The organism is Microbacterium sp. 10M-3C3 (assembly GCF_003931875.1).
Classification (GTDB): Bacteria; Actinomycetota; Actinomycetes; order Actinomycetales; family Microbacteriaceae; genus Microbacterium.
On record NZ_CP034245.1, the window covers coordinates 2,573,665 to 2,589,788 of the forward strand.

15 protein-coding genes are annotated in these 16,124 nt (G+C 69.0%); 4 read left to right on the top strand and 11 right to left on the bottom strand.

Translation table 11 applies throughout. The features are described 5' to 3' along the window. Positions 1–51 precede the first annotated feature (51 nt). Genes rfbB through EI169_RS12500 form a run of 3 tightly spaced genes read left to right on the top strand, consistent with a single transcriptional unit; the run spans position 52 to position 2,922 of the window. The gene (gene rfbB / locus EI169_RS12490; protein WP_125132628.1) at positions 52–1,050 is read left to right on the top strand and encodes a dTDP-glucose 4,6-dehydratase; all 999 of its coding nucleotides are present in this window, start codon (positions 52–54) and stop codon (positions 1,048–1,050) included. A 2-nt stretch (positions 1,051–1,052) separates the two neighbouring features. After that, complete coding sequence (locus EI169_RS12495) at positions 1,053–2,477, top strand: bifunctional dTDP-4-dehydrorhamnose 3,5-epimerase family protein/NAD(P)-dependent oxidoreductase (protein WP_164515498.1); 1,425 nt, start codon at positions 1,053–1,055, stop codon at positions 2,475–2,477. Between the two features lie 46 nt (positions 2,478–2,523). Further along, positions 2,524–2,922: a GtrA family protein gene (locus EI169_RS12500; RefSeq protein WP_164515499.1), complete on the top strand. Its 399-nt coding sequence runs from the start codon at positions 2,524–2,526 to the stop codon at positions 2,920–2,922. Here EI169_RS12500 and EI169_RS12505 read toward each other — a convergent pair. The 11 genes from EI169_RS12505 to EI169_RS12555 form a co-directional block, all read right to left on the bottom strand. Further along, positions 2,895–3,314, bottom strand: a complete 420-nt coding sequence (locus tag EI169_RS12505; RefSeq protein WP_125132631.1) for a DUF2304 domain-containing protein — start codon at positions 3,312–3,314, stop codon at positions 2,895–2,897. The two genes, EI169_RS12500 and EI169_RS12505, sit on opposite strands and share 28 nt — an antisense overlap. Beyond that, entirely contained in the window at positions 3,311–4,048 is a 738-nt protein-coding gene (locus EI169_RS12510; RefSeq protein ID WP_125133465.1) for a glycosyltransferase family 2 protein, read from the bottom strand. The genes EI169_RS12505 and EI169_RS12510 overlap by 4 nt, the downstream gene beginning before the upstream one ends. A gap of 24 nt (positions 4,049–4,072) precedes the next feature. After that, positions 4,073–6,076, bottom strand: a complete 2,004-nt coding sequence (locus EI169_RS12515) for a hypothetical protein (RefSeq protein ID WP_125132632.1) — start codon at positions 6,074–6,076, stop codon at positions 4,073–4,075. Between the two features lie 164 nt (positions 6,077–6,240). Further along, a complete protein-coding gene (locus tag EI169_RS12520) occupies positions 6,241–8,613 on the bottom strand; it encodes a hypothetical protein (RefSeq protein WP_125132633.1) in 2,373 nt (790 codons plus the stop codon). Then, a complete protein-coding gene (locus EI169_RS12525; RefSeq protein ID WP_125132634.1) occupies positions 8,610–8,942 on the bottom strand; it encodes a hypothetical protein in 333 nt (110 codons plus the stop codon). The genes EI169_RS12520 and EI169_RS12525 overlap by 4 nt, the downstream gene beginning before the upstream one ends. 292 nt (positions 8,943–9,234) lie before the next feature. Beyond that, on the bottom strand, positions 9,235–10,299 hold the full coding sequence (locus EI169_RS12530) for a glycosyltransferase (protein ID WP_125132635.1): 1,065 nt from the start codon (positions 10,297–10,299) through the stop codon (positions 9,235–9,237). Further along, positions 10,296–11,759, bottom strand: coding sequence for an LCP family protein (locus EI169_RS12535; RefSeq protein ID WP_240640438.1), 1,464 nt, complete (start codon positions 11,757–11,759; stop codon positions 10,296–10,298). Before EI169_RS12535 ends, EI169_RS12530 begins: the two co-directional genes overlap by 4 nt. After that, on the bottom strand, positions 11,756–12,223 hold the full coding sequence (gene purE / locus EI169_RS12540) for a 5-(carboxyamino)imidazole ribonucleotide mutase (protein ID WP_125133467.1): 468 nt from the start codon (positions 12,221–12,223) through the stop codon (positions 11,756–11,758). Before purE ends, EI169_RS12535 begins: the two co-directional genes overlap by 4 nt. Before the next feature lie 96 nt (positions 12,224–12,319). Beyond that, entirely contained in the window at positions 12,320–13,456 is a 1,137-nt protein-coding gene (locus EI169_RS12545) for a 5-(carboxyamino)imidazole ribonucleotide synthase (RefSeq protein ID WP_125132636.1), read from the bottom strand. A gap of 63 nt (positions 13,457–13,519) precedes the next feature. Beyond that, entirely contained in the window at positions 13,520–14,074 is a 555-nt protein-coding gene (locus EI169_RS12550; protein ID WP_125132637.1) for a PH domain-containing protein, read from the bottom strand. A gap of 75 nt (positions 14,075–14,149) precedes the next feature. After that, entirely contained in the window at positions 14,150–14,941 is a 792-nt protein-coding gene (locus EI169_RS12555; RefSeq protein ID WP_125132638.1) for a biotin--[acetyl-CoA-carboxylase] ligase, read from the bottom strand. Between the two features lie 241 nt (positions 14,942–15,182). On the opposite strand from EI169_RS12555, the gene EI169_RS12560 reads away from it, so the two are divergent. Continuing rightward, positions 15,183–16,028, top strand: coding sequence for a DUF559 domain-containing protein (locus tag EI169_RS12560; protein WP_125132639.1), 846 nt, complete (start codon positions 15,183–15,185; stop codon positions 16,026–16,028). Positions 16,029–16,124: the final 96 nt, after the last annotated feature.

Genomic DNA, 16,124 nt, shown 5'->3' on the forward strand with positions numbered 1-16,124 from the left:
GACCAAACGGCTGATTGGGACGCCGTGAAGCCGACGACTAGCCTTGTACCCATGCGTCGTCTTCTGGTCACGGGTGGTGCCGGGTTCATCGGTTCGAATTTCGTTCACCATGTCATCGAGCACACCGACGATTCCGTGGTCGTGTTGGACAAGCTCACCTACGCCGGTAACGAGGCGTCTCTGACCGGGTTGCCTGCGGATCGGGTGGAGCTGGTCGTCGGGGACATCGCGGACGCGGTGCTGGTGGATGAGTTGTTTGGTCGGGTGGATGCGGTGGTGCACTACGCGGCCGAGTCCCACAACGACAACTCGTTGAATGATCCGCGTCCGTTCCTGGATACGAACATCGTCGGCACGTACACGCTCCTCGAGGCCGCCCGGAAGCACGGGAGGCGGTTCCATCACATCTCCACCGACGAGGTGTACGGCGACCTCGAGCTGGATGATCCGGCGCGGTTCACCGAGCACACCCCGTACAACCCGTCCTCGCCGTATTCGTCGACGAAGGCGGGCAGTGATTTGTTGGTGCGGGCGTGGGTGCGGTCGTTCGGGGTGCAGGCCACGATCTCGAACTGCAGCAACAACTACGGGCCGTTTCAGCATGTGGAGAAGTTCATCCCCCGCCAGATCACGAACGTGATCCGCGGGATCCGCCCCAAGCTGTACGGGGCGGGACAGAACGTGCGGGACTGGATCCACGCCGACGATCATTCCTCCGCCGTGCTCACCATCTTGGACAAGGGGGTGATCGGGGAGACGTACCTGATCGGCGCGGACGGCGAGAAGGACAACAAGAGCGTCGTCGAGCTGATCCTGACGTTGATGGGGGAACCGGCGGACGCGTACGACCATGTCACCGACCGGGCAGGGCACGACCTGCGCTACGCGATCGACTCGACCAAGCTCCGCACCGAGCTCGGCTGGGCGCCGCGGTACCGGGACTTCGAAGCGGGGTTGGCCGCGACGATCGAGTGGTACCGGGCCAACGAGGCGTGGTGGGCGGGCGCGAAAGACGGCGTCGAAGCGTTCTACGCGTCCAAGGGCCAGTGACCATGACCGACGGCATCCAGTTCGGTAAACCCCTGCAGGTGACGACCACCCCGATCCCGGGGCTGATCGTGTTGGACCTGCCGGTGCACGGCGACGCCCGCGGCTGGTTCAAAGAGAACTGGCAGCGGGAGAAGATGACCGCGGCCGGCATCGCGCTGCCTGATTTCGGGCCGGTGCAGAACAACATCTCCTTCAACGACCAAGTGGGCACCACCCGGGGCATTCACGCGGAGCCGTGGGACAAGTACGTGTCCGTCGCGACCGGGCGGATCTTCGGCGCCTGGGTCGACCTGCGCCAAGGCCCCACGTTCGGTGCCGTCTACACGACCGAGTTGGACCCGTCGCGGGCGATCTTCGTGCCCCGCGGCGTCGGGAACTCCTACCAGACCCTCGCACCCGACACCGCGTACACGTACCTGGTGAACGACCACTGGTCCCCCACCGCGACCTACACCTTCCTCAACCTCGCCGACGAGACCGCCGCGATCAACTGGCCCATCCCCCTGGACACGGTCGAGATCAGTCAGAAAGACAAAACCCACCCGCGCCTGGGCGAGGTGACCCCGATGCCCCCGAAGCGGATCCTCGTGACCGGCGCGAACGGGCAACTCGGCAAGGCATTGCGCGACGAGTTCGGCGAGCACCCGCACATCGAATACGCCACCCGCGCCGACCTCGACCTCACCTCCCCGAACCTGGCCGACGCGCGCCGGTGGCGGGAGTACGGCACCATCATCAACGCCGCCGCCTACACCGCCGTCGACAAAGCCGAAACCCCCGAAGGCCGCGTCGCCGCGTGGGCGGCGAACGCGACCGCCGTCGGCACCCTCGCCCGCATCGCCACCGAGAACGGCATCACCCTCGTCCACATCTCCAGCGACTACGTGTTCGACGGCACCGCACCGGGCGAGTACACCGAAACCGACCCGGTCTCCCCCCTCGGCGTCTACGGGCAGACCAAAGCCGCCGGCGACACCCTCGCCGCCACCACCCCCCGCCACTACATCATCCGCACCAGCTGGGTCATCGGCGACGGCAACAACTTCGTCCGCACCATGGCCGCCCTCGCCCAACGCGGCGTCAACCCGAAAGTCGTCAACGACCAGCACGGGCGCCTCACCTTCACCCCCACCATCGCCCACGCCATCCGCCACCTCCTCGACACCCACGCCGACTACGGTACCTACAACGTCACGAACAGCGGTGAGCCCACCACCTGGTACGACATCGCCCGCCAGGTCTACCAGCTCACCGGACACGACCCCGACCGCGTCACACCCGTCACCACCACCGACTACTACGCCGGCGCCACCGACCCCATCGCCGTACGACCGGAGAACAGTGCGCTCGACCTGTCCAAGATCGAGTCGACAGGGTTCGAAGCGAGAAGCCATCTCGGGCGTCTGGGCGAGTACCTCATCGCGTGAGCGCAGCACTCACGTTCCCGAGGAGGAATCGCTCACGATGACATCCATGCGCCGATTCGTGGCCCGCGCGTGGCGCTCGAGCGCCGTGCGCTACGTCATCGTCGGGGGTTTGGCGTTCCTGGTCGACTTCGGGCTACTCGCCCTCCTGCATGATGCGCTCGGGGTGTCGTTGATCATCGCCACACCCACCGCGTTCTTGATCAGCTTCGCCTTCACGTTCGTCGTGCAACGCGCACTGACCTTCGGATCCGACGCGGATTGGCGAGTCAGCGCCGTGAAGTACACCCTTCTCGTCGCATTCAACACTGTGGCGACGACGGCCATCGTGGCAGGTGCGGCAGCCCTGTCGTGGCCTTGGGAGGCCGGGAAGATCATCGCCGTCGCCAGCACCACGATCTGGAACTACTTCGGGTACCGCTACTGGATCTTCCGCCCGCCACGCTGAGGAGCGCCCTGCTCGCCGTCCGTTGCGGATTCTTCCTCGAGCCGGCGAACAGCGCGTGCCAGATCGTCCATCTCCGTTCGCGTGATCGCTGCCTCTTCGCTGAGACGGCGGATACGCGCTTCGGCGCGGGTCAGCTCCCAAGACAAGTGCAGCGCGACGCCGACGAGAAGGACGATCGACAGCGCGAAGAGCAGATTGGAGGGGACCTCCACCCCCAGAACCGCAGCGGTGAAGGCGAGCAATTCCGGGAACGCGGACAGGACGAGAAGAGCGAGCCCGATCACGAGCCAGAGGGTCGCGTACTTCTCGCGGAGCTGCCTCCGCAAGAGAAGAACGATGATCAGCCCGAGAACGAGGAGCGCGAAGACGATGCCGGCGATGGTGAAGATCATGGATAGACCGTGCTCGAAGATGGACGACGGCGCATGAGCGCCAGGCTGAGGGCGAAGACGGCCCGCAGCAGGTAAACGGTCGAGCCAAAGGGATTTTGACTCGGCCGCCCCGATGCGCGCGGCCGCATGGCGACGGGAACCTGCGTCACCGTCAATCCAGCGTGGACAGCGGCGACGAGCGAGTCGACCGTATCGCCCAAGTATTCGGCTGGGTAGTACTCCACGTATTGCTGGATAGCGCGCACATTGGCCGCACGGAACCCACTCGTCACGTCCGTCAAGCGCGTGCGGGAGACGCGGGAAAGCACAGCCGCGAGCAACTTCATAGCCCAGCGACGCGGGCCTCGTGCGGAGTAATCCCCGACGTCGGCGAATCGCGCCCCGATCGAGATGTCGGCGCGCTCCAGGCCAGCGAGAACGGTCGAGATGTCCTGAGGATTGTGTTGACCGTCCGCATCGACTTGGATCGCGCGGTCGTAGCCATGGCGGTGCGCGTACAAGAAGCCCGTTCGCATGGCGCCGCCCACGCCCAGATTGAATGGCAGGGACAGCACGACAGCGCCAGCTTCCCTCGCCCGATCGGCAGTCGCGTCAGCCGAGCCGTCATCGATGACCACGATGTCGTAAGCCTCCGGAGCTGACCGAATCTCACGAACCGTGTTGCCGACATTCGCCGCCTCGTTCCAGGCGGGAACGATGACGAGCGTGCGTGGCAGAGGACTACTCATCGGCATCGAGCCTAGCAGCGACATGCGGGCTCACCCACTGCCGCCGGCGTCGCGCACCGCGTATATCCGCATATCCTCGGGCCCCTGCTGGATCTCCTGCGCCAGTTCGACGCAGGGTTGATCGAGCGGCACGGCGGAGAGGACCCAGGCCACGTGCTCCTGCGCGAACGGACTGCAGGAGTCGAACGTCATCTGGATCTGATCTGGCGCTGGGTTCCGGGGCGCAGGATCGCCCTCACCGGAAACCCACGACGTCGTCGCAAGGCGGTTCCACACCGTCTCATAGGACTTGGTCGGATCGATGTCCTCCCACATCTGCGACGAGGGAGCCCCTTGCACACCGTTGTAGGTCTTCACACCTGCCTCAACCAGCATCATCGTCGGGATCAACGACGAGTTGATCCCGATCCACGCTCCCTCGCGCTGCTCGTCGAACCGTTGGACGGCCTGGACGGTTGCGGTCTGACGGAGATCCAGCGCCCCGACGTAGAGCGGATTGACCACCGCGGATTGCGCCAGGCTGAGAACGAGCAATCCTCCGCTCGCAATTGCAACACGGTCGCCCGCGAAGAACCCGCAGACCGCGATGAAACCCAGAGCGAACAGGGTGCCGACCGCGAGGTCACGGCGGGCGATCAGCTCGAGCAGCGCGCCCGCACCCACCAGATCGACCGAGCGGGCGACGACGACCGCGACCATAGCCGTGGCACCGACGACGGCGGACGTCGGGACCCACCAGGGTATGCGCCCCAGGCCCCGATCGCGCGCTTCGGCGAATCGGGCGGCGAGAACGAGCGTCAGCACGAAGCTGAGTACTCCGAAGCCGATCCGGAGCCGCGAGTACGTCGTCCGATCGAGGAAAAGCGCGTGGGCGATCGCATCCCAGCCCGGCACGTACAAGAAGGCGAACATGACGACGCCCACCAGGATGAGCGCGACAGTGAGCCAGTCGACCGCCGCACCTGCCCGGCGGCGTCGGAACAGCAGCCACACCAACGCCGCGACGAGCGTCAAGCCCGGAAGGAAGAACGTCGATGCCTCCGAGGGATTCACGCTGAGCGGCACGCCGTTCGTCTTCCCCAGGGCGAACGAGATGACCCCGGAGAACAGCTGCGCCAACTCGCTCGGGCTGGCGCCTCCGACGCTCTGAAGGCGCTCCCCGGGATACACCGTCGAGGTGAAGGCCTCGATGGTGTGCCATCTGGTGAGCATCCACACCACCATCACCGCTCCTCCCGCAACGCCGGCGGCGAGAAGGGGCACGATGTCGCGCACGCGTTCGATGAACCGAGGTCGTCCCAGATCCCGAGACGCGATGGCACCCAGCCCGAACGCGGCCACGACGAGGGTGACCGGAACGATGAACGGTACGTAGATCCCCATGCCGAGCGAGACGGTCACGTATCCGGATAGTCCGGAGAGGATCCACACGCCTCTTCGCCGTCGCGATTTCAACGCCCAGAGGATGGCGGCCATCACGAGGCTCGCCCAGATCGCCGGATAGAGCGTGAGTGACAGGTACCACCATTGGAAGAACGGCGAGAAGAAGAACGCCGTGGCCAAGGCAGCGCTGGTGAGGGGACGGCGCGGCAGAAGCGTCACGGCGAGGAGATAGCCGGCCGCGATGACCCCCAAACCAGGGAGCCACCACTTGAACGCCATGGCCTGGTCGAAAGGCAGGAAGAAGAAGCCGAGGAGATGGGGGCGGAAGATCGTCGACCAATCGACGGACGGCAGGTCGTTCTGCACCGTCGCATCCATCCCGCCAGGAAATGTCTCGTTCCACACGGGCAGACCCTGTTCCACCTGGGAGATCACCCAGCTGGTCTGGACGAACCACTCATCGCTGCGTATGGCTCTCGGCTCGCCCGCGATAAGGGAATGGTCATCGCCCGAAGCCACCATGTCGTGGACGATCCCCGTCGAACTGCCCGTGATCCCGAAGGCGACGAGGACGACGAAGATACCGCCGAGCAGAGCGAGCGGCCAGGCGAGAACGCGCCGATTCGGGAGCCCGTCCGGACGCGGCTCCACGAAACGGTTCCAATGATCACGCGCTGCAGACCATCGCTCAGCACGCGTTCGTCGGGTCGCTTCGCCATTCGTTGCCGGCGTCTGTGGACTAGTCATTCGTATGCGATCCAGCCCGGAAGGAGATGAGGGCCTCGGGAAGGATACCCGATCGGCGCGCGCTTCACTCAGCCCACGACGACACTCTGGCAACCGAGGAGCCGATTCGCGCCGGGACCGACGTTGATCGCATACGTGCACACGGTATGCGAGCCCTTCGCAAGAGCGAAGCGCAGATCGATCCCGTGCGCCCCGCCCGCGGAGGGGTAGGCGCGGGCGACATCGGGACGCAGGACGTCGGCTCGAGCGATCGCCGTTCCGATGCCGTCCACGTACACATGGATCGTGAGCGCCTCGGTTGAGTCCGGATCGATCGTCCATCCCTGCAGACGGATGCCTGTCTGGTCTTCCGTGACACTGGTGCCACCGAACGGCGACGGATCGACGGCCGTCACTTGACGGCACCCCAGCAGGGCGTTCCCGCCCGGGCCGCGATTGATGCCGTACGCGCACACCTGGTGGACCCCGGGAGCGACCTCGAAAGAGGCATCGATACCGTGTCGAGGGCCGTACCCGGGATACACGTCGCCCACATCGGGACGATCGATGTCGGCTCGCCCCGCTGTGCCGACTCCGTCGATGTAGAAGTGCACATCGATAGAAGCCGTGGTATCAGGGTCGATGGCCCACCCCCGCACCCGGATCGTCGAGCCCGTCACCGCCGTGTCGATCCCCCCGAACGGATTGCCCGAAAGTATCTGCACGGAGCGGCATCCGAGCGTTGTGTTGACGCCCCACCCGACATTGATCCCGTAGGCGCAGACCGCGGCCGCACCCGCCGGAGCGTCCACGTGGGCGTCGAATCCGCTCGTAACGCTCGCGTTCGGATATTGCGCGAGGATGTCGTCCCGTCGCACCGTCGTCTGCACAGCCGTGCCGCTGGAGCCACGGTAGATGTGAACGTTGAGCGGATCAGACGTATTGGGGTCTACGGCCCATCCCCGGACTCGGAAACCTCCCGGCTCCGGGAAGATGTCTTCCATCTGGCCCACCGGGTCCGGTGATTGGCTCACCGTGATCGAACTGCAGCCGAGCAGCTTGTTCATACCACGGCCGACGTTTATCCCGTAGACACACACTTCGTGAGTCCCGATCGCGGCGGGGAGGGCGAGGTCTATGCCATGGTTGTCACCCATTCCCGGGAAGACGGCGCCGACGTCAGGGCGTGAGGCGTCTGCGGTGTAGGCCGACCCGATGCCATCGATGTAGACATGGACGGCGAGCGGCTCGGTCGTGTCGGTGTCCAGCGTCCAGCCGGTGATCTTCAACCCGCCGGCCAGTGCCTCGACTGTGGCGCCACCATACGGCGACGCTGTCTCCACACGCACGCTCTGGCACTCGAAGGTGGTGTCCGCGCCCGCTCCCACGTTCTTGACCGTGACGCACACCCGCGTGTCACCGCCCACCACCTCGAACGAGCGTCGGATTCCATGCCTGTCGCCGTAGCCGGGGTAGGCTGCGCCGACGTCCGGACGATTGTCGTCCGCCGCGAACTGCCCCAGCTGCTCACCGTTCGCGGTGACTGTGACGGTCAACGCCGTGGACGGCTCATTCGGGTCGAGCGCCCATCCGAGCACGGTGATGAGTCCTCGATCCACCTCGACGTTGAATCCGCCGAATGGGGAGTTCTGCGTGCTGGTCGTTCCGAACCAGTCCGTGAAGAGGCGCCAGAAGTTGCGGTTCCCGTATGACGAGCAACCATCGCCCGTGCCATAGAGGTTGGCCAGCGCGGCTGCGTTCGGCACATAGGGCGTGTAGATGTAGAGACCCGCAGTCGCCTGGTTCTCGATGTAGACGCGCTGGGTGCCGCAGTTGTTGTACGGGTGGTACAGGATGTTGTTCCACTTGCCCGCCTGATACCCGAACGACGCGGGGTTGAGGCGGTAGATCTCGTATTGGCGCGCCCCGTAGTAGAGCTGACGGAACAGTCCCGCGGTCGCGCTGTCACACGGCGCGGTGTCGGGGCAGCCTTGACCGAGCGCGTAGTTGTACTGGCGGGCCGACGGTGAAGGATCGGTGATGAGCGACTGTTCCTTCTCCAAAACGACCAGGAGAACTTTCTGGCTCACGCCGCACGATCGCGCGACCCGGTCGATGATCGTCGCCGCGCTCTCGTCCGGGGCGCCCACGTACCCGTTGCAGTATCGATCCGCGGCAATCGAAGCAGTGGGCTGGCGGTAGTCCTTGAGGCATGTGTATCCCGCACTGCACCGAGGGAGCCTCTGCTGCAAGAACGCCTGGATATCGGACGCGCTCATCGCGTTCGCGTCGTAGAACGTCGCGTCGTCGATGATGTTGCCAGGATTCCAGTCCGCGGCATTCGCCGCCTGGGCGGAGGGAGACGGCGCGACCGTGACGGAGACGCCGACCAGGAGCGCCGCCGCGCAGAGTGCGGTGGAGAAGACGGCGAGCCACGTGCGCGCGCGTGCGTACCTGATCACTGGCCCGACTCGACCGTCGACGGCGCCGACTGCGCACGTGTCGTCGAGGACGTGTAGACGACGCGGAACGTCACTGCGCCGTCCGCGGGCACCGCCACCGTCATCACGCCGCAGTATGTGACGCCGTTGCCCGCGATGCCCTCGACAGACGCCGTGGCGGAAACGCCTTCGATCGAGAGCGTGCACGTCCCGCCGTCCTCGGCGATGTTCGGCACCATGGCCGTGACGGCCACGTTCCCTCCCTCGCGCTCGGCGGTCACGATGAGCACCTCGCCGTTGTAGGGGAGGTCGGAGCCGGATGTCTCCGTCGGCCGCGGCGACGCCGTCACGACCGCCGTCGCGGTGGGCGTCGGGGTCGGCCCCGACGAAGACGAGGAGGACGGCGCGCTCGGTGTCGCTCCGGTCCCGGCAGACGAGGCGCACCCCGTGAATGCGAGCAGACCGACGCTGAGCGCACACAGCGCGCCCAAGCGGATGCGGGCCAAAGGAGAAACAGGGATGCGGCGCACGCTCACATTGTGCGGGCGCCTTTGCAATCGACCCCCATCCCACGCCGAGTTGTCACGCGGTTGTTATCGCCCGATGCAGAGATGCGGCAGTCGGATCGGGCTGAGGACGCGGTCACAGCTCGGCGTGGAGCGCCCACGTGCGCTCCGCGGCTTCGCGCCACGAGAACGAGCGCCCGCGGTCGGACGCGAGCACGCGCAGCCGGGTGGCCGCGGGCCCGCGCACGGCGGCGACAGCGCCGCGGAGGTCGCCCGTCGCGGACAGGACGGCCGCCTCGGCGAACACCTCGCGATGCGTCGGCGTGTCGACCGCGGCGACGGGGACGCCGGCGGCGAGCGCCTCGACGCCGCGCCACGGCCACCCGGCGACCCGGGAGGTCGCGACGAAGGCGTCCGCGACCGACAGCACGGCGGCCCGGTCATGACGATCGGCGGCCGGGACCGGGATGACGCGGTCGGCGGCGACGCCCGCGGCGGCGGCGACCGCGCGCGCCGTCTCCATGGCGTGTGCGTCCGCGACGAAGACCGCTGCCGTGGCATCCGCGGGAACCGCCCCGAAAGCCACCGGGTCGGGCGCGTCGAGAACGACCACGCGGCCCGGCAGACCCAGCGTGCGCAGGCGGCCTGCCGCATCCGTCGGCACGCGGAAGTCGGCCGGCGGCGCGCCGGCGATGACGCGCACGCGGGTCGCCGCCTTGGGCGCGATCTGCGCGAGGGTCTCGGCCATCGCGTGGGTGGGCACGACGATCGCGTCGGCGTGCTTCTGCGCCCGCTTGAGCATGGCTCGGTGCCAGAGCACCTCGGCGCGCGGGAGCGCGTCGGGCTCCTGCCACGGACGCAGATCCCAGAGCGTCACCACGATCTGGTGCGTCTCGTGCACGCGATCGTGCTTGACCAGCGGCGCCAGCAGGGTCGGCGCGTGGATGAGGCCGGGGCCGACCCCGGGCGCGACGCCGAGCGGCCACGACGCGGCGAGCTCGCGCCGCGGCAGCATGAGCGTCGTGACGTCGGCGAGCCCCGGCGGAGCGTCGAACTCCCCGCGCGGGACGATCGCGCCGACGTCGGCGCCGCGCGGGGCGGCGGCGACGAGAGCGCGGGTGAGCTCCCGCGAGGCTTCGGCCAGCTCCGTCGTCGTGGGCGCGACGAGCTGGTCGAGCACGACACGGAGCGTCGCGGTCACGAGCCGGGGTCGGGGGTCGGAGACGGCGGATGCAGCTGGTTCTGGACGATCTCGCGGATCTTGTCCCACTGCGGGTTGAACTCGTCGATGCCGCCCTCGGGCGTCAGCTCGATCGTGGCGACCTGCTGCTCCTTCGCCTTGAGCGCGAGGTCCATGAGCGTCGGCACGAGCGCCTGCGGGATGTCGGTCTTCACGAACTCGGTGCTCGCGGCGGCGACGTTCTGGAAGTTCGTCAGCACCGCCTGCGGCGACGCCTGGGCGAGCAGGGCCTCCTGCAGTTGGCGCTGGCGCTTCATGCGGTCGAAGTCGCTCGTCGTGTAGCGCGACCGGGCATACCACTGCGCGGTGTCGCCGTCCATGTGCTGGGGCCCTGCCTCGATCCAGCCGATCGCCCACCGGTCGGCCGGCTCGCCCGGGTACGTGGGCCCCCAGCCCTTGGGCAGGCGCTGCTCTACGGTGATGTCCACCCCGCCGAGGGCGTCGACGAGGGCGGCGAAGTTGTGCATGTCGATGAAGACGTAGTACGGGATCGTGATGCCGAGGATCCCCTCGGCCGCGTCCTTCGTCGCTTCGATACCCGGCTCGGATCCGTTCCCGACGGCATCCGGATACAGCTTGTTGCCGTCCTGGCAGACCTCGACCTCGGTGCGGAGTTGGTTGATGCCGCTCCCCCATCCGCACGTCGCGTTCGCATAGCCCTCATGCCCGTTGGGATACTTGTCGGCCATGGGGCCGGGCGCGAACGGGAAGTTCGGCATGTCGCGGGGGATGCCGGTGATGGTGACCGCGCCGGTCGTGGCGTTGACCGACACGACGGAGATGCTGTCGAAGCGCATGGAGTCGCGGCCCTCGCCGCTGTCGGCGCCGAGCAGCAGGATGTTGTAGTAGCCGTCCTGCGGCGGCACGACCGGCGCGCTGCTGCCGAAGATGGCGCCGAGCGTGTCGCGGACGGTGCCGGTGGTCTGCGCGGCCCATGCGGCGCCGCTGCCGGCGACGACGAGCAGCGCGATGCTGAGCCCCGCGATGCCGAAGCGTGCGAGGCTGCCCGTGCGGACGAGCCGCACCAGTCGCAGCGTGTCGATCGTGAGCACGATCCACAGCACCACGTAACCGACCAGCGCGACCTGCACGAGCGTCAGCGGCACCCACCGCAGGAGCGACAGCCACGGGGGGAGCCACGCGCCGAGCATGATGGCCGACAGCTGCGTGGGCGCGAGCACGAGGAACAGGGCGGCGATCACGAGCGCCGCCCACAGCGCGAGCGTTGCGCCGAGCCCGAAGCGCCCGAGGCGCCGGTTGCCGGCGAGCACCTGCGCCGAGCCGGGGATGAGGAAGTTCAGGACGACGAGCCACCAGCCGCGGCGGGTCATGACCTGGCGCGAGGCGGTGTCGGGGTTGCGGAGAGGCCGCGCCTCCACGACGGATGCGGCGCGCGGCCGCGCGGCGGCGGCGACGCTCACAGCGCCTCCTTGAGACGCCGGTTCTTCTCCTCGACCTGCGCCTCGAGGTCGCGTGCGTACTGCTCGATACGGTCGCCGAGGGCGGCGTCGGCGGTGCCGAGGATGCGTGCGGCGAGGAGCCCGGCGTTCTTGGCGCCGTTGATCGACACGGTCGCGACCGGGATGCCACCGGGCATCTGCACGATGCTCAGGAGCGAGTCCAGCCCGTCGAGCGTCGCGAGCTGCACGGGCACGCCGATGACCGGCAGCGCGGTGACGGAGGCGAGCATGCCCGGGAGGTGGGCTGCGCCGCCCGCACCGGCGATGATCGCCTTCAGGCCGCGTCCGCGGGCCTCGCGGCCGTAGCGCATGAGCTTGTCGGGCGTGCGATGCGCCGACACGACCTCGACCTCGTGCGGCACGCCGAGCTCGGTCAGCGCCTGCGAGGCGTCGCTCATGACGCGCCAGTCGGAATCGGAGCCCATGACGACCCCGACCAGGGGCGCGTCGGAGGAGTGCAGTGGCCGGGTCACCGGACCAGGCTAGGCCGCAGCCCTGCGAGAACGCCGCAACGGCGCACGTCAGTCGAGGAAGTGCGCCGCCGCGGCGCGCGCCTGGTACACCGCGTCGTCGAGGTCGTCGCCGACGACGTTGACGTGGCCGACCTTGCGGCCCGGGCGCGGCGCCTTCCCGTACGTGTGGATCTTGGCGGTCGGATGCGCCGCCATCGCCGGCGCGAACCGGTCGGTCATGGCGCCCTCGGCGGGGCCGCCCAGGATGTTGACCATGACCGACCACGGCGCCGCCGCATCCGTCGCCCCCAGGGGCAGATCGAGCACGGCCCGCACATGCTGCTCGAACTGGCTCGTGATCGCGCCGTCCTGCGTCCAGTGCCCGCTGTTGTGCGGCCGCATCGCGAGCTCGTTGACGAGGATCCGCTGGTCGGTGGTTTCGAAGAGCTCGACCGCGAGCATGCCGGTCACCCCGAGCCCCTCCGCGATCGCGACGCCGAGGTCGGCGGCGGCACGGACCAGGCGGGCATCGGCGCGGGGCGCCGGCGCGAAGACCTCCGCACACACGCCGTCGCGCTGGACCGTCTCGACGACGGGGTAGACCGCGATCTCGCCCGACGGCCGGCGCGCGACCTGCTGAGCGAGCTCCCGCGAGAAGTCGACGAGCTCCTCGACGAGGAGCTCGCCGCCACGGCCGTCTTCGGCGAGCGCCGCGAACCAGTCCGCCGCCTCCGTCGCGGCACCGACGACGCGCACGCCCTTGCCGTCGTATCCTCCGCGCGGAGTCTTCACGACGGCGCGACCGCCGTGGTCGTCGAGGAAGGCCTGCAGCGCCTCCTCGTCGGCGACCGCGGCCCAGTCCGGCTGCGGCGCCCCGAGCTCGGCCATGCGGCGGCGCAGCACGATCTTGTCCTGCGCGACGGCGAGCGCCTCGGGCCCCGGGTGCACGCGCACGCCCGCCTCGACGAGTGCGGCAAGCACGTCCTGCGGCACGTGCTCGTGGTCGAAGGTGACGACGTCGACGTCGCGCGCGAACGCGAGCACCGTGTCGGCGTCGCGGTTGTCGCCGATCGCCGTCGCCGCGAGGGACGCGGACATGCCCGGCGCCTCGGCGAGCACGCGCACCTCGATGCCGAGCTCGGTCGCCGGTGCGATCATCATCCGCGCGAGCTGTCCGCCCCCGATGATGCCCACTCGCAGTGCCATGCCGCTCCTCTCGTCCGTGTGCTCCCATCCTCTCGCGGATGAGGCGCCCGCGCAGGCGCGGGCTCAGGCGGGCGCGGTGTCGAGCGATGGCGGCTGCGCGTCACGGTGGGCGAGGATCTGGTTCACCTCGACCTGGTCGACGAGCACCTCGTGCACGAGCTGCACGTCGGGGATGTTCCGCAGTCGCAGGGGCGCATCGACGCCGTTGGAGAGGACGAGCGTGCCCGTGCCCCACAGCCGCTGCAGAGGTCCGCGGCGCATCTGCACGGTGTAGCCGCGGACGTGCCCGAGCTCGCTGCGTCGCGTCGCCAGCAGACCCGACCGCGCGATGACCCGGCGCGTCGTGATCGTGTACGACTGCGACCACCACACCGCCCACGGGATGACCACGAGCAGCAGCACGGCGGCGGCGGCCGCGGTCAGCAGCATCCAGTCCTCGAACGGAGGGCGGAGGTTGCCGTAGAAGTACCCGATGGCACCCGCCACAGCGATGAGGACGAGGGCCGACCAGAACAGCCGCCGCGCGTGCGGTCGGATGCGCGCCACCCGCAGCTCGGGCGTCGGCGCGCCCGGCGCGGGCATGCGCGGGCGTCCGCCGTACGTCGTGGGCTGGGTCACGCTCTCATTGTGACGCGCCCCGCCGACATGCGGGGTCGCACACGCGGCGCGGCGCCCTCCGCGCGGGCACGCGCGTCAGCGGACGTGGACGACGTCACCGGCCGAGACCGGGATCTCCTCGACGCCGGAAGCGACGACGAGACGGCCGTCCTCGTCGATGCGCTGGGCACGCCCCGCGAGGACGCGTCCGCCGGGGAGGGAGACCTCGACGTCCTTGCCGAGGGTCGCGCACAGGGCCTCGACCTCGGCTCGCACTCCCGCCGCGCCGGCGTCGCCGTTCGTGCGCAGGAGGGCGCCGAGCTGCTCGTCGAGCGCGGCGAGGTAGTCCGCGAGCAGCCGGTCGTCGTCGCTGTCGTGACCGATCGCGGCGAACGAAGTCGCCGTCGCGACCGGCAGGTCGACGCGCGACATGCGGGTGTTCACGCCCGCGCCGATGACCACCGCATCCGGATGCCCCGGCACGACCTCCGCGAGGATGCCGGAGATCTTCGCGCCGTCCACGAGCACGTCGTTGGGCCACTTCAGGCGCACGGTGTCGCCGCCGGGGAGCTGAGCGGCCACGGCGCGCGTCATCGCGGCGCCCGCGATGAGCGGGATCCACCCGCGCGCGTGCGGGGGAAGGTCATCGACGCGCACGAGCACCGACACCGCGAGCGCGGCGCCGGGCGGCGCGACCCACGTGCGGTCCAGGCGCCCGCGTCCCGCGCGCTGGTCGGTGGTCAGCAGCACGGACAGATGCGGCCACGCCTGCGGGTCGGCCGCGACGGCGGCGAGGACGTCGGCGTTCGTCGAGTCGGTGGTCTCGACCACCTGCAGCCGCGGGCTCACGGCCGCGGCGCGCGGGTATCCGCTCTCCGGAATCGGCATGCCCACACCCTACGACCGCCACCCGCCCCCTTCGCGGCCTTGACAGGCGGCGAGACACGGCCGGTTGCGGGCGAATCGGCCGGATGCAGGAGGAATCGCGCCGGATCGTACTGATCTCGGCCGATTCGCCTGTATCCGGCGCGCGCGGGAGCTCCCCTCCACAGTCGCGCGGACGTACGCACTCCGGGCGGAAGTCTGTGGATGCCGTTGACGGGCGCACGCGCGCCGCGACTCTCGAGGGGTGGCATCACCGCGAGTACTCCGCCCGTTCCTCGATCACCGCGGCATCCTGAACCGACGCACCGCCGAAGAGGCGGGGTGGCGACCGGACGCGCTACGCCGCGCGGTGCGGCGGGAGGGCCTCACCGCGCTGGGACGATCGTGGATCGTCGACGAACGCGCGACGCCCGAGGTGGCTTGGGCGGCCGAGCTCGGGGGGTGGGTGACCTGCTTGACCGCGGCCGCGATGCTCGGGTGGTGGCAGCCGCCGGCGGCGGACGACCGACCGCACATCGTCCTGCCTCGATCGGCACGGCGTAAACCCGAAGGCGTGCATGCGCACTGGTCGATCGGCCTGGTGCCCAGGTCATCTCGAAGCCTCCTCGACCCTGTCGAGAACGTCCTCTTCCTCGTCGCGTCGTGCGTCCCCTTCGACGACGCCCTCGCCGTCTGGGAGTCCGCGCTTCGCGTCGGGTCCGTCACGCGCGAGCATCTCGCGCTCGTCCCCTGGCGCGGAGAACAAGCCCGACGGCTCGCGGATGCGGCGACACACCTCTCCGACTCGGGGTTGGAGTCGCTGATGGCCGGCCGCCTGCGCCGTCGTGGCGTGCGGGTCGTGCAGCAGCCGGTCATCGGCGGCCGACCCGTGGACGGACTGGTCGGCGCGCGCCTGGTCTACCAGATCGACGGATTCGCGCATCACTCGGACCCGCGTCAGCGCCGGAGCGACATCGCCCATGACCGCCTGCTGCGCAGCCTCGGCTACACCGTGCTGCGCTTCGACTACCGCGAGATCGTCCACGAGTGGCCGCGCGTCGAAGCCGAGATCATCCGCGCGATGGTCCACGGCCTTCACCTTGCGCACTGAGCGGCTCGCCGCATCCAGCGTCGCCGTGGCGCGTCGCGGAATGCAGGCGAATCGGCCGAACGCAGGAGGAATCGCGCCGGATCGTACTGATTTCGG

Coding starts and splice junctions, on each gene's coding strand:
- EI169_RS12505 (WP_125132631.1), bottom strand. CDS start 3,314: ATGATCTTCACCATCGCCGGCATCGTCTTCGCGCTCCTCGTTCTCGGG.
- EI169_RS12510 (WP_125133465.1), bottom strand. CDS start 4,048: ATGCCGATGAGTAGTCCTCTGCCACGCACGCTCGTCATCGTTCCCGCC.
- EI169_RS12545 (WP_125132636.1), bottom strand. CDS start 13,456: ATGGCACTGCGAGTGGGCATCATCGGGGGCGGACAGCTCGCGCGGATG.
- purE (WP_125133467.1), bottom strand. CDS start 12,223: ATGGGCTCCGATTCCGACTGGCGCGTCATGAGCGACGCCTCGCAGGCG.
- EI169_RS12555 (WP_125132638.1), bottom strand. CDS start 14,941: ATGCCGATTCCGGAGAGCGGATACCCGCGCGCCGCGGCCGTGAGCCCG.
- rfbB (WP_125132628.1), top strand. CDS start 52: ATGCGTCGTCTTCTGGTCACGGGTGGTGCCGGGTTCATCGGTTCGAAT.
- EI169_RS12500 (WP_164515499.1), top strand. CDS start 2,524: ATGCGCCGATTCGTGGCCCGCGCGTGGCGCTCGAGCGCCGTGCGCTAC.
- EI169_RS12495 (WP_164515498.1), top strand. CDS start 1,053: ATGACCGACGGCATCCAGTTCGGTAAACCCCTGCAGGTGACGACCACC.